Genomic DNA, 15,348 nt, shown 5'->3' on the forward strand with positions numbered 1-15,348 from the left:
CTAGTGAAATTATTTGAAGAACTTCCGAAGCGCAATACAGAGGACAGCCTAGAAGACCTGCTGCCTTGGAATATTAAGCTCTAAGATAGAAACAAGGTGTGGTTTGCCGTACGCTTACGAAAGGTGTGTTGGGTGATGCGATCAACGTGATCTTAAGTGCCTGTGGTCAAAACCTACGTAAGCGGCGCAAGTGGCTTTATTGTGCCCAATATTTTGGCGTATTTTTAAGTTTATTACGGTTGAAAATGGCATTAGCAGAAAAAGAGCATGAAAAAGGCATGGCGCTCCACGTTTGAAGCGCCATTATTCAGGTTCGACTAAATAAGCGCGTGTCGCTTATTGTTGAAATCTAGGCTTTATCTGGTGGTTATTTAATATTAACTTGCTGCTTTTCAATTAGTTATGTTTTTTTAAAAAAAAACTAAAGGATTTTCTGAGTGTACCGATAACTTGAATAACCGAGCTAAAAGTTGAAAAACAACAACTGCTTAACCTAATTTAAGTTTGATAGTAAGTAATAGATTTACTTCTGGAGAGAAACCATGGCTTTATATGTAAATACGAATATTAGTGCAATAAATGCGCAAAGACAACTAAGCAATTCTGGTGGTGCATTAGACACATCATTCCAGCGTTTATCTTCTGGTTTGCGTATTAACAGTGCAAAAGATGATGCCGCCGGCCTACAAATATCTGACCGTTTAACATCCCAAATTAATGGTCTGAATCAAGGTAATCGTAATGCAAATGATGGTATTTCCTTGGCTCAAACTGCGGAGGGCGCGTTGGACGAAGTGACATCAATGTTTCAACGTATTCGAACGTTGTCTCAGCAAGCAGCAAATGGATCTAATACTGATGAAGATAGATTGGCTATACAAGAAGAGATCCGCTCATTATCAGCAGAAGTAAACCGTGTGGCAGAAGACACAACATTTGGTGGTCAAAATTTGTTGGATGGTACTTATGATGCGAACTTCCAAGTAGGTCCTGATGCAGTGCAAACAATTGGCTTTAGTATGCAAAATGTAGGCTCTACCGCAAATAGTTTAGAGGCAAATGGTGGCTTTACCCTTTCAGGCCTTGCTGGTGTTGCGAGTGCGGTAACAGGGCAAAGCCTCGCATCGCTAGCAGCAGGTGTATCTGAGATAACAGGGGCTGCCGTAGCTGGTAATACCTTTGCTGGGAGATTTTTATCCGACACGATTAGTGTTTCTTCTCAAGGAAATGCGCAATTTGTTCTTGCTGGTATGGACTCTTTAATCGCTACGGTAGATAAAAAGCGTGCCGAACTCGGTGCCGTGCAAAACCGATTCCAATCGACTATTCGTAACCAAAGCAATATTTCCGAAAATGTATCTGCAGCGCGTTCACGTATCCGAGATACTGATTTTGCCCAAGAAACAGCAACATTAACAAAAATGCAGATTTTGCAGCAAGCAAGCCAAACAATTTTGGGGCAGGCAAATCAACGACCACAGGCTGCGTTAAGTTTATTAGGTTAATGATTAGGGGGTCTTTTGTTTATTGGGTATTGACGAAAGGCTTGCTTATAAGTGATTAAAGCAGAGGCATTTAAAATAAGCTCCCTAATATTTAAGTGATGAGGTGTGTTTAGACGCACCTGAAGAATGGCGTTTCAAAGCTGGAACGCCATGCTCTTTTAGTCTCCTTCCTGTAAAGCTCCATTTCTCACTATAGATGTTTTTGCATATGATCCAAATAGTGGACGCAAAAAGCCTCTTGAATAACTTGCTCAGATTCTGCTCACATGCCCTTAAGGTCGTATCAATTGTATCTCCTGTACGCCTTTTGGAGGGCATTTTTCGAGTTTTCCATTCGATTTTAAATGTGACTGATAGTAGATTTTACGCTATTTTCCCCCTATGTAGCACATCTCTTTTTTTGTAAACGCCTAACCAATCACGTCCTTGCAGAACCAAGGTGACAATGCTTCGATATCTGCCACGCTTTTTGTGTTAGGGAGCGCCTCGAAAACTTGTTTCAATCAATCGTATTCATTAAGGCCATTGGTTTTGGTTGTTTCGATTAGGCTGTATCAGTTTGTGCTGATTGTCGCGCCTGCCTGGCTTTTTCTAAAGAGCCTGTTTTTACGTCCAATTGCATAAGGGCGGGGGAGGGGGAGCTTGTTCTGCTGCATTGCTATCAATTGGGTAGTGACCTTCTTCAACATAACCGATGAGCCGATCCTATTGATTGTTCAGGTACACTAATTCCTTCCCTGTCGTCGCTTTCGGGGGGGCATCTTTCATTTATTGTTCGATGGCATACAGTTTTTGGTGTGACGATGCGATTTGTAGACAGGTAAAGTCAGATGGCTCGTCAGCTACTTTTCGATGTTGGTTTAATTGTATATTGGAGTATTTGGGATTGGTGTTGTGCTGTTTGCAAAACTCGGTTTGAATTAATTCAAGCAGCTCGAAGGCCTCAAATAGTTCTGGTCAATTGTACTGGTGATAGGTCGCTATGACATGCTCTTTGAATAATAAGAAGTGAGAAGGCTATCGAGTGAAGTCAGTCATAGATGGATAGGGTTGGGTCGACGCTTACATAGAAAAGAGGTGTTTCTATCGAATTAAATGTAAATAGTGCTAAAGCTTTGTCTTAAGTGGGCGATATGATCTTTAGAGAACTAAAAAATCAAGTGCTCTAGAAAAGGGTTGTAGCTGGGTAGGGGTATCTCGCTATAATCCACTAAATGTTAAAGCGGAGGCTATCATGGCTTTATATGTAAATAGTAATGTGAGTTCATTGAACGCACAAAGACAATTAAACAATTCTAGTAACTCGTTGGATACATCTTTTCAGCGTTTATCGTCTGGTATGCGTATTAATAGTGCAAAAGACGATGCGGCGGGGATGCAAATATCGAATCGTTTGACATCACAGGTTAATGCATTAAATCAAGGTAACCGTAACGCAAATGATGGCATTTCATTGGCTCAAACTGCTGAGGGCGCACTTGATGAAGTAACGTCAATGTTTCAGCGTGTTCGTACTTTGGCTCAGCAAGCGTCTAACGGTTCAAATACCGATGAAGACCGTTTGGCTATTCAAGAAGAAATTCGCTCATTATCTCAAGAAGTTAACCGTGTTGCGGCTGATACAACTTTTGGTGGTCAGAATTTATTGGATGGTACTTATGATGCTAATTTCCAAGTAGGTGCTGATGCAGTGCAAACAATTGGCTTTAGTATGCAGAATATAGGCTCTACCGCAAATAGTTTAGAGGCAAATGGTGGCTTTACCCTTTCAGGCCTTGCTGGTGTTGCGAGTGCGGTAACAGGGCAAGGCCTCGCATCGCTAGCAGCAGGTATATCTGAGATAACAGGGGCTGCTGTAGCTGGTAATACCTTTGCTGGGAAATTTACATCCGGCGGAATTAGTGTTTCTTCTCAAGGAAATGCGCAATTTGTTCTTGCTGGTATGGACGCTTTAATCGCTACGGTAGATAAAAAACGTGCCGAACTCGGTGCCGTGCAAAACCGATTCCAATCGACTATTCGTAACCAAAGCAATATTTCCGAAAATGTATCTGCAGCGCGTTCACGTATCCGAGATACTGACTTTGCGCAAGAAACGGCGAATTTAACTAAAAATCAGATATTGCAACAGGCAAGTCAAACTATTTTAAGTCAAGCGAATCAGCGTCCACAGGCTGCGTTGTCTTTATTAGGTTAGTTGGCTTGGATTATAAGCCACATTAAATTGAGTAAAAAGTTTAATAGTGGCTTATAATGTTTAGATATGTTTTACAATGATACAGTATCTAACTATACAAATAGATGTTCAGTATTCTAGAAGTAAGTGATCTTGTATAAAAATCAAACGAATTTTTGAAGTAAAGAAAAAATTAAGGGATATATTCCGTTAACATCGTTTAACTCGACATTCGAGCATGGTTCATTTGGTGGAATTTAACTGAAGTGTTTAGTGGGATATCTAAAGTTTAAGGTGAATTTATTGACTAGCTAGCTTATTGTAGTGAATTGTAAGTTATGCTGCTAATTTAGGATTATATTATGGCTCTTATTACATCGGCAGGTATTGGTTCTGGTCTTGATTTAGAAAGTATTATTACTGCGTCAGTTGATGCCGAAAATGTACCAAAGATGAATGCTTTTGCCGCTAAAGATGAAGCACTTCAGGTTGAGTTATCTGCAATTGGGGAAGTTAAATCAGCTCTATCTACATTACAAGATACGATTGAGAAACTGGCTGACCCTGATAATTTTAATAAACGAGTGGCAAATATAACTCAGCCTGAAAGTGATGATGGTGATCTTATATCTGTTACACCAACTTCAGATATTACCCCTGGTGATTTTGATATTGAAGTTGTTGAGATTGCTCAAGGTAGTCGTGCTTTGTCAGATGATGGGCTATTTGCTACAAATGAAGATGTTGTGAGTGCATCTGGCGGCATATTGTCTTTCTCTGCTGGAGTAGATAAGAGTTTTGATTTGACGATAGATGCAGGGGCTACTCTTTCTGATCTACGGGATGCAATTAACGACTCTGATGATAATTTTGGTGTTACCGCTAATATAATAAACACGGGTACAGAATCAAAACTCGTTTTAACTTCTGCGATAACAGGAACTGGAAAGGATCTTGTTATTACTAATGATAATGCTGAACTTGATAGTGTATCAACAATTGCAAACGCGGGTGGTACTGGTGGTCTTTCTATCGCTGCCGAACATGCGGCAAAAGATGCGACAATAAAAGTCGATGGTATAACCATCACTAACGATAGCAACACATTTAAAGATGCAGTACAAGATATGACAATTGTTGCTAAACGTCAGAGTGTTAATGGTGAAACGGCCAAGTTGACAGTAGAGCATGACAGAGAAAGTGCAACGGTTTTAATTGATGAATTAATTGCGAATTATAATAATGTTATCGGACAACTAGGATTTCAGTCTAGAATAGGGAGCCCTCTGAATGGCGACTCCACCATTCGTTCATTAAGCTCACAGTTAGTAAAATCTTTATCTACAGATTTAACTGGTGCAGGTCCATTTGAAAGCGTTTTTGATATTGGGCTTGGTGTTGATAAAGAGGGTTATTTAGAGAAATCTACTTTAGTTCGGAGTCTAAACGATGCAATGGATAATAATTTTGATGATATTGGTAAAGTGTTCTCTGGTGAAGATGGAATAGCTACAAAAATTGAAACATTATTAAGTAACTATATTGATTCTAACGGGATTATGAAACAACGAGAAGATTCTTTAAATGGACAGATATCTGATCTTGAAGATGATGTAGAAAACCACCAATATAGAATGACGTCTTTAGAGGCTAGGTTACGTGAGCAATATGCAGGACTAGATGTATTACTTGCTCAAATGCAATCAACGCAAAGCTCTCTAAGCGCTCAATTAGCAAGTTTACCTGGTTTTACTAACTCTTCGAACTAATATATCTAACTATTTGTAAATTATCTATAAATATAATGTTTACGGTACAAGGCTTTAGAATTACTCATTGTTACAAATGCTGTTTTAGGATTCTTTATTGCTGATTAAATATTGGAATGGGCTGTGACATAATTGTAAATACTATTGCATAAGAAAAATATTGCGTGTGAAACTACAAAAGCTAAATCAAAAAATCATGAGATGTTCTATGAGTTAAAAGTACATAAATTCCAGCGAATATTTTAGATTCTAGCGACGCAGTAATAGTGTTTTTATATATAATTACCTCCTGTCAAATGCTTCCAGAAAAATCAAGTTTAAAAACGGCATTATATACTTTTTTACTATTTTAATGAAAATTAGGTCTTTATAAGATTATTAAGTAGGAAATGATGAAAAATAATAAATCTGTTGAATCTCAGATTGAATCTTTATCTAATAAGATCGATATTTCTTTGAAGAAAAAACAAAGAGAAGAAGTTTTTGTATTAAATGCTAATCTCAAGTTTGAAGAAAATTTGCTTTCATTTAAAAAATTTTTCCCGGAAATTTTTGATAAATTTTTAAATTACATTCCAGATGATAAATTTAATCTTATTGTAAATGACAATGGCTCTGCGAATATTATAGATTATGAGACTGGTATCCCCATGTATTCTGATGATCCAGTTTCTCAAATTTCAAACCAAGTTAATGAAAACATTAAAAATCCTATCTTAGGAAAAACAGATCATTCCTCTATAGCAGGAATAGGGAATTCGTTGAATTTTCTTCACATTGATTTAATGAATAGCATGGGGGAAATATTCTCTGAAGCAAAAAAATCTCTTAAGCCTAATGATAGTTTAGATAATAAAATCCCTAGTATGATGATATTTGGAATTGGGCTTGGTTATCATTTAAGGCAATTAATTGAAAATCGTACTATTGGCTTTATTAATATAATTGAACCAAATGAAGACCTTTTTTTTGCTAGCTTATTTGTAGCTGATTGGAAAATAATATTAGAGAGTATTGATTCAAATGGTGCTTTTCTATATTTGGGTATTGGAAAATTAGAGGAAGAAGTTTTTAGAGATATCTATGATCGTAGTCGCAACGTTGGTATCGCTTCAGTTAGTTATGTTTGGTTTTATCAGCATTATCCATCTCATAAAATGAATAAGTGGATAGAAGAGTTCAGAATTAATTTTCATCAATTTTTTACTGGTTTTGGTTTTTTTGACGATGCGTTAATGGGAATCGCTCATACATTAGGGAATTTAGAGAATAAGTTTAATCTAATGAATACCCATGACTCAATCTCTAAAGAAATAGCCAATTTTCCGGTTGTAATAATTGCAAACGGCCCTTCTCTAGACCAAGAAATAGAGTCTTTAAAAGCTTTGCAAGATAAGGTTGTTATTTTTTCATGTAATTCAGCCTCCACCGCTCTAGTTAAGAAAGGAATTGTACCTGACTTTCATGTTGCGTTAGAAAGAACAGAGGCAACGCATGACTTTTTAAGGGACTTTTTACCGGCAGAAATTCGTCAAAAAATCAATTTGTTAGTAACAAATGTTATGCATCCTAAAGTTGCTAGTTTATTTCCATGGACGGGGTTTGGCTTAAAAGGTAACGAGTCAGGGAGCCACCTTATTCAATTATCTCAATTGGTAAATCGTAAACCAATAACTGAAATTCTTTCTTTTTGTAACCCTCTTGTGGGTAATACTGCGCTCAGCTATGTATGTCATTTAGGGTTTAAAAATATATATTTGTTTGGCGTAGACAATGGCTATATAGATGAGCAACATCACCATTCAAAATCCAGTTTTTATTATAATTCATCAGGAAAAACAAAAATTCAACCTTTGAAAATAGGTAAACAGGTAGAAATTCCTGGGAATTTCGTCCCAACAATTTTAACTGATGCGTTTATGAGTGTTGGTAACACGCAAATGGAAAAGCTCTTAGAGTCTTTTAAAGAACGTAGTATAAATTGTTATAATTGTAGTAATGGTGCAAAAATCAAAGGGACTACACCTTTAGGCTCCGACTCTATCTATATAGAACCTAATAAATTAAGCAAAAAACAAGTTGTAGAGTATGTAAAAGAAAATTGTTTCTCATCTCGTTGTGCATATGAAGATGTTGAGCCCCTTTTGAATTTTGAAGAGTTTTCTGGATTCTGTAACACAATGGCAGAGATTTTAAAGCAGAATTCTGTCAATAGAACTAACTCATTTGATAACTTGCTAGAAAGTATTCGATATTTGTATTCGTTTAAAGGCTCTGCAAAACATTTACACATATTTCTTTTGTTTGAAGGGGAAGTTTTATATGCCTCTTCTTTACTTATATCTCTTCTTTATAATTTTGGTGATGATGAAGAGATTTTGATTTATTATAATAAAGCGCTTGAATATTGGATTTCTTTTATTGAAAATGCTCCGATTTATTATAAAGAGAATTTTCGCGTATGTAAGTGATTTTTATGGGTTTATACGTCAAGAGAGTCTCTGAAGTAATGAAGTAGCTATTTTTATAATTTATCAATCCCACACTGCATTGCTAGCATCAACCTTGAAAAATATTAAGCATCTAACGTTTCATACTTTTTTAGAAGAAAAATCATTATGTTTGAAGAAAGAAGCAGTAAAAGTATTTCAATGCAAAAAAAAGCAAAAAACATTATTCCAGGACTAACTCAATTGTTATCTAAGCGTCCTGATATGTTTAGTACAGATGTTTGGCCTGGTTATTTCTCAAAAGCAAAAGGTGCAAAAATCTGGGACTTAGATGGTAATGAATATCTTGATATGTCTATTTCAGGCATCGGAGCAAATATTTTAGGTTATGCCGTTGATGAAGTTGATAATGACGTTATTAATAATATTAGAAATGGCGTTAGCTCAAGCCTAAATTGCCCTGAAGATGTCGCCCTTGCAGAGAAAATGCTGGAGTTACATAGTTGGGCTGATGATGTTCGCTATGCTCGATGTGGTGGAGAAGCAATGACGGTAGCTGTTCGTATTGCACGCGCAGCTACAGGGAAAGATAAAATCGCATTCAGTGGTTACCATGGTTGGCATGATTGGTATTTATCTGCCAATGTTACCGATGATAGTAATTTAAATGATCACCTTATACCTGGCCTTTCCCCTAAAGGCGTTCCTAGAGCCCTAGCGGGTACTTCTATTCCGTTCCCATTTAATGACATTGATGCACTTGAAGCCTTAGTTTTAAAGCATGGGAATGAACTTGCTGCCATTATAATGGAACCAATGCGTAATTTTCGAGCACCACAAGAATATTGGCAAAAGGTTGAGGAAATCAGTAAACGTTTGAATATCCCTCTCATAATTGATGAGATATCTATGGGCTTTAGAATTAACTGCGGTGGCTCTCATTTAGCGTTAGGCATTAATCCTGATATTGCTGTTTTTTCTAAGGCCATTGCAAATGGTTACGCAATGGCCGCTATTATTGGTAAGTCTAAATGGATGGATGCGGCACAAGTTAGTTTTATTTCTAGTACTATGTGGACTGAACGAATTGGCCCTACAGCCGCGCTTGCAACAATAAATTACTATCAAAAAAATCACGTGCATGAGCATTTAGCTTTGATTGGTCATCAAATTAAACAAGGGTGGCAGCAGCTTGCTGACAAACATAATCTAAATATTCATATTTCAGGTCTTGATGCATTGTGTCATTTTGGATTGGAATACGATAATTTTTTGACGTTAAAATCATACTTTATTGAAAAAATGCTTGAACAAGGTATTTTAGCGACAAACATGTTTTATTGTATGTATGCCCATAAAAATGAGCATGTAAAACAGTATTTAGCGGCTGTTGATGTGGCATTTTCAACATTGGCACAGGCAATTGAAAATCCAGCAATGATGGAACATGTTATTCCATCTACTTCTGGGTTTAAACGGTTAAACTAATAATGAATAAGCTAATGTCTACTCGATTTCAATTATGTTTGATGAATGAGAATGACGCAACGTTACGATATTTAGGTTGGTTGAACTCTAAAGCTAGTCGTTTTATTTTAAACAAACCAGCGACTATAAACAGTTTATCAAAATATATTCGTGAACAAGTGAATGATGAAAATGTTTATTTTTATGGAATATATACACTTGATAGTAATGAGCATATTGGCAATATTAAATTTATTCTAAAGCCAGAATTAGTTAATAGTATGGAAATGGGAATCTTAATTGGTGAGTCTGCTTGGCATGGGCGTGGGGTTGCCAAAGAGGTTATTGAATGTTTTGCAAGGCATGTAAAACAAAAATTAGGTGTTACTAAAATGTACTTAGGTGTTGATGCGGCAAATATTTCGGCTGTATCAGCCTATGAGAAAATAGGTTTTGTAAAATTAGAGGATGGTCGTACTGATAATGGGTTAACCATGTTTTGGGAGTTTTAAAGGTGACTGATATTACTGATGCACCAGCAGTTGTTACGTCTATTTATAAGAAAGACTTCTACATTATTATACAAGCTAGAATGACATCTACTCGTTTGCCTAAAAAAGTGATGCTTCCATTAGGTGAAAAACCTGTATTAGAGGTTATGATTGAACGCCTAGGGGCATTTAAAGAAAAAATAATTGTTGCTACTACAAATGATGGTAGTCAGCAGCCTATTGTTGAATTGTGCAATCAATTGGGTGTGCGATATGTTGAGGGTGACACTGATAACGTTCTAAGTCGTTATTATCTAGCTGCACGATCGGTAGATGCTAAACCTAATACCGTTCTTGTTCGCTGTACTAGTGACTGTCCACTTATTGATATTACTGAATCCGCACGAGTTATTGATCACTTCTTTAGCATTATGACTGATTATGACTATATTTCTGCTGGTCCGCATTGTGGTTTCCCTAATGGTTTTGACACCGAGGTTTTTACTTTTAAGGCATTAGAGCTTGCTTATCACAATGCAACAGAGGGCTTCGAAAAAGAGCATATGACTCAGTACATATGTCGTAATATGCGTGTTGCTGAATACGGTAACAGTGATGATCTTAGTCATTGGCGACTGACGTTAGATGAGCCTGCTGATTATGAGGTAATAAACGCTATTTATCGGCTTTTTGATTATCAAACAAACTTTAGCTTTAATGAATTAAAACGCATGCTAAATTCTCACCCTGATGTACTTAAGATTAATGCGCATGTAAAACAAGTCCAAGTTGGTTAAAATGTTTAAAAAAGAATTTAAAATTGCAAATGCTTGGGTTGGTCATGATCATCCAAGTTATATTATTGCGGAAATGTCTGCAAACCATGGCCAATCTTTAAGTCGAGCGAAAGAGCTTGTCTATGCGGCGAAAGAAGCAGGTGCAAATGCAATTAAGCTGCAAACATACACAGCAGATACATTGACGATGGATTGTAAACTACCGCACTTTGAAGCGACGGGCCCGTGGAAAGGACAATATTTATATGATTTATATAAACATGCTTATATGCCTTGGGATTTTCATGCCGAGTTATTTGAGCTAGCGGAAAAAATAGGGATTACGTGTTTTTCATCTCCATTTGATCGTAGTGCGGTCGATTTGCTTGTTTCTCTTAATGCTCCTGCATATAAAATAGCTTCACCAGAGTTAATTGATCATCAACTTATTCGTGATGTCGCTGCAACGGGAAAACCTGTAATTATGTCTACTGGTGGAGCTACTTTAGCTGAGATTGCTGAGGCTGTTAAAGTCGCAGGAGATGCGGGAATTACCGAGTTATGTGTTCTAAAGTGCACAAGTACTTACCCTGCTCCAGCGGAATCTATCAATTTAAGGACAATTTCCCATTTAAAAGATGCTTTTCATTTACCTGTAGGGTTATCTGATCATACTTTAGGCAATGACGTGCCATTGGCCTCAATTGCTATGGGAGGGTGTATGATAGAAAAGCACTTTGTGATGGATAAATCTGATAATACAGCTGATAGCTTTTTCTCTATGAATCCAGATGAACTTGCTTCATTAGTGAAAGGAGTAAGGCAAATTGAAAAAGCAATAGGCACCGTCTATTACCCAAGTGAACCGTCAAAAGCAAGGCGTAGTATTTATCTCACCAAGAATGTTGCGATAGGTGATGTTTTAACTGTAGATAATACCGCTCAGATGCGCCCTGGCGGAGGAGAATTAATGCCAAAAGATTTGCCTTATGTATTAGGTCGGAAAGTGAAAGTGGCACTGCCACGTGGAACGCAATTGAGTTGGAAGGATCTTATTTCATGAAGAAAACACCTCAATACGCATTCTTTAATGATTTTTTCGAATCACGAGGAATTCTTGTCCCTCAAAATATTGAAACATTTGAGTTTGTAAAAAGCGGTGTTTTAGACTCATTTGAAATACTTAGCTTAATTCTACAGATAGAGCTTGAATTCTCAATTTCTTTTTCGGCAGAAGAACTATTAGATGAAAAAAATGCAACGATTGGTGGATTGCTTAATAGTATAGAGGCCAAGCTTTAATGTATCTGTTTCGCATTAACTGTACTCAAGGTATCGGGCACTTTATGCGTTGTAAATGGCTTGCACTTAATTTAATAAGTCAGGGAGAGAAAGTAGGTTTCCTACTTGATGAAAACCCAAAAATGACACATTTATATCAGGAATTATCTTGGCCAATATATTTGATTCCTAAGTTAGATGAACTCGAAGATGCACATTATGTTATTAATGTTATAAAAGCTCAAAATGTTCCGTGTAAAATTATTCTTGATAGTTATAGTTTGGGAATAATGTGGGAAAGGTGTGTTAACGAAGCTGTCATTGAACTTATTGTAATTGATGATTTGGCTCGTGAGCATGACTGCGATCTATTAATTGATCAAAAATATGTTGAAGAGCCTTTGAGCCGTTATGAAGGTAAATTACCTGTTAGGTGTTGTACTTTTCTTGGGCCACAGTATGCGTTGCTTTCTCCTGAGTACACAAAGAGTTGTTCTCGTGCTATACAAAAAAAAACCATTCTCTTTTCACTTGGAGGGGGGGGGGACTGGTTGTTACTTACCTCTCTTATTCATTATCTAGCCCTCAACGAAGATGTGAATATAACGGTGATTTTAGGACCACAAGCAAATAATACTCTGGAGCTTTGTCAGTTAGCTGAACGAAACGTAAACGTACAACTTATTCATGCTCCAGATAGCCTCTATTTGTTCTATTTAGAGTCGGATTTATTCATCGGTGCATTAGGCACATCCTTATATGAATTACTCGTTACTAAAACGCCATCGCTGACGTTCTCTATAGCCACGAATCAACAAAATAATCCTGAAGATCTTGAGCAATTAGGTCATTACTTTCACTTGCCTGATTTTTTAACTTTTAGTCTGGAACGGCAGGTTAAGCTCATAATTGAATTGCTAGCTAATACCCAACGTATAACAAGCTTGATCCAGCACGCTGCTGTTTCCGTAGATGGTCAAGGTGTTAAGCGAGTTGTTTTAGCGTTATTAAAGTTAGACTCCATAGAGAAGACAAAGACATTTAAGAATGATAATCAACCTATGTATGTTCGTGAGCACATCTCAGGAGATTTAAGTGTTAGACCCGTTTTAGACCAAGATATAATGAACTACTTGCGGGCGCGTAACAACCCAAGTAATGCAGAAAAAATGACTGTTACAGCCCCTATTGACCTTGACGAGCATATTTGTTGGTGGTTTAAGAATGAGCGTTCTTCATATGTTATTTATGAGAAAGATCAACCCATCGCATTCATATGGCATCAATGTTTGTTAAGTGATTCACAGCAATATTTGATCGGAGGTTGGTTTACTATTGAGGGGCGCGTTAATTTTCATATTGCGCTTATTATGCTGAAGTGGCAATTATTGCAAACTCAGCAACAATGGCCTAAAGCTAGATGGCTTGCAGTGATAAATAAAGAGAATAAATTTGTACGATTGCTTAATCAATATATGGGATTTACAGATGTTGAGCCTTCTGATAAACACTTTAGTGTAATTGAACATGCTTTTCCAAAAGCCTCACCAGAAGACTTTTATTTCATTGATCGTGCTCCACTACTTCCTGTGAGGTAATATGAAAAACGTCTTTCAGATTGTTTATCAGCATAGTTTATTGCAGCCGCAGAAAACGGCTATTATCTATGAGGAGCAGTCGTATTCGTATCAAACGTTAATTCAAAAAACGTTAATTTTAAGTGCTTATTTTAAAAAAATAGGGTTATTTAGTGGACAACGAATTGCATTGTTTGCCCCCAATGGCCCTGAATATGCCATTGTGTTATTAGCTGCCGCAAAATTAGGTTTAGCTGTCGTTCCTTTACCTATTACTTTAAAAGGACATGCTTTAGATAATGCGTTAAAATCAATTCCTGTTGCTCTTATAATCGCATGGTCCAATATATCCTCACAATTAAAAGACAGTGGTTTAGCTGATGATGAGAATTTAATCTCACTTAACCGTAAAGTTGCTAATGAGACGCTGTGGGATGAATTGTTTGAGAGTCAATTCCAAGACGATACTAGTTATTGTGATAACTCTGAGTTGCCGTATATTTTAACCATGACGTCAGGTTCAACAGGCTCACCTAAACCTATTATTCTCACTCAAACTTGTAAAATTAATAGAGCTTTTTGTGCGACAGCTAACTACTATGATTTGAATTCAGATGACATTATTTTAGTATCTACCCCTTTATATCACTCACTTGCACAGCGAGGCTTATTAATGCCTTTACTGCTTGGAGCAACAACCGTTATTTTACCTAAATTTAACGTAGTAAAGTGGTTTGATATTATTGAAGAACATCATATTTCTTTTTTATTTGCAGTGTCTAGTCAGTTAGATATGCTAATAAATAATATCCATTTGGCAAAGGATATGGCTAGTTTAAAGTGTATTGTGAGTACATCGGCTGTTTTATCTAATGACTCTAAGGCTATGCTCGTCGCTAATTTTAAGTGTCTCTTACATGAATGTTATGGGGCTTCAGAAGTAGGCGTGGTTACAGATTTTTGTTTGAATAATTATCATGATAAGCAAGGTAGTGTTGGTAAAGCATTGCCTTTTGTTCAGTTGAAAATAGTTGATCATAATATGAAGATTCTGTCTTCGGGTGAGATTGGACACATATTCTGTAAAACAAAAACAGCTTTTTCAGGTTATTTAGACCTACCGGAAAAAACTAAAGCCTCTTATGATAATGATGGATATTTTTCTACTGGCGATCTAGGCTATTTAGATGATGATGGTTTTTTGTATTATTCTGGACGTAACAATGACGTAATTTCATCAGGGGGGATTAATATTTACCCTCAGGATATTGAAAATGTAATTAAAATGCATCATGCCGTTGAAGAGTGTGTTGCTTTTGCATTCCCTGATAAGCAATTTGGTGAGGTAATTAAAATTATTTATACCTCAAATAGCGGTCTCATAAATGAAGTTGAACTTAGGAAACTGTGTCTTCAGCAGCTAACAGACTATCAACAGCCTCGCTTTATGGAGCAAATAGATGAATTTCCAAGAAGTAGCTTAGGTAAGATATTACGGCAATCAGTAAAAGAAAAATTTAGAAAATCCTAAATTCAGATAATAAGTGCGACACTGCTAATCAGGTGTAGAAGAAGCCAACTGCTGAAGTTGGTATGATTCTTCTTACCACAGAACAAAGCAGTACCAACATGAATTATCAGCAGTTGACCGAAGGCAAAAGATACCAGATTTCTGCTCTTTTAGGGCAAGAAATATCAGTGGCAAATATTGCACGTACACTAAATTGTCATAGAGCGTAAGCGTCCAGCGAACCACACATAACAATCAAATTTCGATTCACATAAAGTGATGATTTCTTTTCCTCAAGGAGTCATCTCTCATGTTTACATCCTCCCCCCAAGTTTCTATTACCTTG

11 protein-coding genes and 2 pseudogenes are annotated in these 15,348 nt (G+C 36.8%); all 13 read left to right on the plus strand.

Annotation, left to right across the window (positions count from 1 at the left end):
- Window positions 1-95 precede the first annotated feature (95 nt).
- Window positions 96-296, plus strand: a pseudogene (locus ACMUMJ_RS16400) (IS5/IS1182 family transposase); the annotation flags it as partial.
- 246 nt (window positions 297-542) lie between these two features.
- Complete coding sequence (locus ACMUMJ_RS16405) at window positions 543-1,505, plus strand: flagellin N-terminal helical domain-containing protein (RefSeq protein ID WP_414679929.1); 963 nt, start codon at window positions 543-545, stop codon at window positions 1,503-1,505.
- A gap of 1,234 nt (window positions 1,506-2,739) precedes the next feature.
- Complete coding sequence (locus ACMUMJ_RS16410) at window positions 2,740-3,702, plus strand: flagellin N-terminal helical domain-containing protein (protein ID WP_414679930.1); 963 nt, start codon at window positions 2,740-2,742, stop codon at window positions 3,700-3,702.
- A gap of 341 nt (window positions 3,703-4,043) precedes the next feature.
- The gene (fliD, locus tag ACMUMJ_RS16415) at window positions 4,044-5,450 is read left to right on the plus strand and encodes a flagellar filament capping protein FliD (protein ID WP_414679931.1); all 1,407 of its coding nucleotides are present in this window, start codon (window positions 4,044-4,046) and stop codon (window positions 5,448-5,450) included.
- 392 nt (window positions 5,451-5,842) lie between these two features.
- The gene (locus ACMUMJ_RS16420) at window positions 5,843-7,921 is read left to right on the plus strand and encodes a motility associated factor glycosyltransferase family protein (RefSeq protein WP_414679932.1); all 2,079 of its coding nucleotides are present in this window, start codon (window positions 5,843-5,845) and stop codon (window positions 7,919-7,921) included.
- Between the two features lie 147 nt (window positions 7,922-8,068).
- On the plus strand, window positions 8,069-9,388 hold the full coding sequence (locus ACMUMJ_RS16425) for an aminotransferase class III-fold pyridoxal phosphate-dependent enzyme (RefSeq protein WP_414679933.1): 1,320 nt from the start codon (window positions 8,069-8,071) through the stop codon (window positions 9,386-9,388).
- Window positions 9,389-9,402: 14 nt separating this feature from the next.
- Window positions 9,403-9,879, plus strand: a complete 477-nt coding sequence (locus ACMUMJ_RS16430; protein ID WP_414679934.1) for a GNAT family N-acetyltransferase — start codon at window positions 9,403-9,405, stop codon at window positions 9,877-9,879.
- Window positions 9,880-9,881: 2 nt separating this feature from the next.
- Entirely contained in the window at window positions 9,882-10,655 is a 774-nt protein-coding gene (locus tag ACMUMJ_RS16435) for a cytidylyltransferase domain-containing protein (protein ID WP_414679935.1), read from the plus strand.
- Between the two features lies 1 nt (window position 10,656).
- Complete coding sequence (gene pseI, locus ACMUMJ_RS16440; RefSeq protein ID WP_414679936.1) at window positions 10,657-11,697, plus strand: pseudaminic acid synthase; 1,041 nt, start codon at window positions 10,657-10,659, stop codon at window positions 11,695-11,697.
- The gene (locus ACMUMJ_RS16445; protein ID WP_414679937.1) at window positions 11,694-11,936 is read left to right on the plus strand and encodes an acyl carrier protein; all 243 of its coding nucleotides are present in this window, start codon (window positions 11,694-11,696) and stop codon (window positions 11,934-11,936) included. Before pseI ends, ACMUMJ_RS16445 begins: the two co-directional genes overlap by 4 nt.
- Entirely contained in the window at window positions 11,936-13,513 is a 1,578-nt protein-coding gene (gene pseG, locus ACMUMJ_RS16450; protein ID WP_414679938.1) for a UDP-2,4-diacetamido-2,4,6-trideoxy-beta-L-altropyranose hydrolase, read from the plus strand. The genes ACMUMJ_RS16445 and pseG overlap by 1 nt, the downstream gene beginning before the upstream one ends.
- Window position 13,514: 1 nt before the next feature.
- Window positions 13,515-15,023, plus strand: coding sequence for a class I adenylate-forming enzyme family protein (locus ACMUMJ_RS16455; protein ID WP_414679939.1), 1,509 nt, complete (start codon window positions 13,515-13,517; stop codon window positions 15,021-15,023).
- 98 nt (window positions 15,024-15,121) lie between these two features.
- A pseudogene (locus ACMUMJ_RS16460) lies at window positions 15,122-15,229 on the plus strand (IS30 family transposase); the annotation flags it as partial.
- Between the last annotated feature and the right edge of the window lie 119 nt (window positions 15,230-15,348).

Origin of the sequence: Marinomonas phycocola (genome assembly GCF_047525455.1) — a bacterium.
In the GTDB taxonomy this organism is placed as follows: Bacteria; Pseudomonadota; Gammaproteobacteria; order Pseudomonadales; family Marinomonadaceae; genus Marinomonas.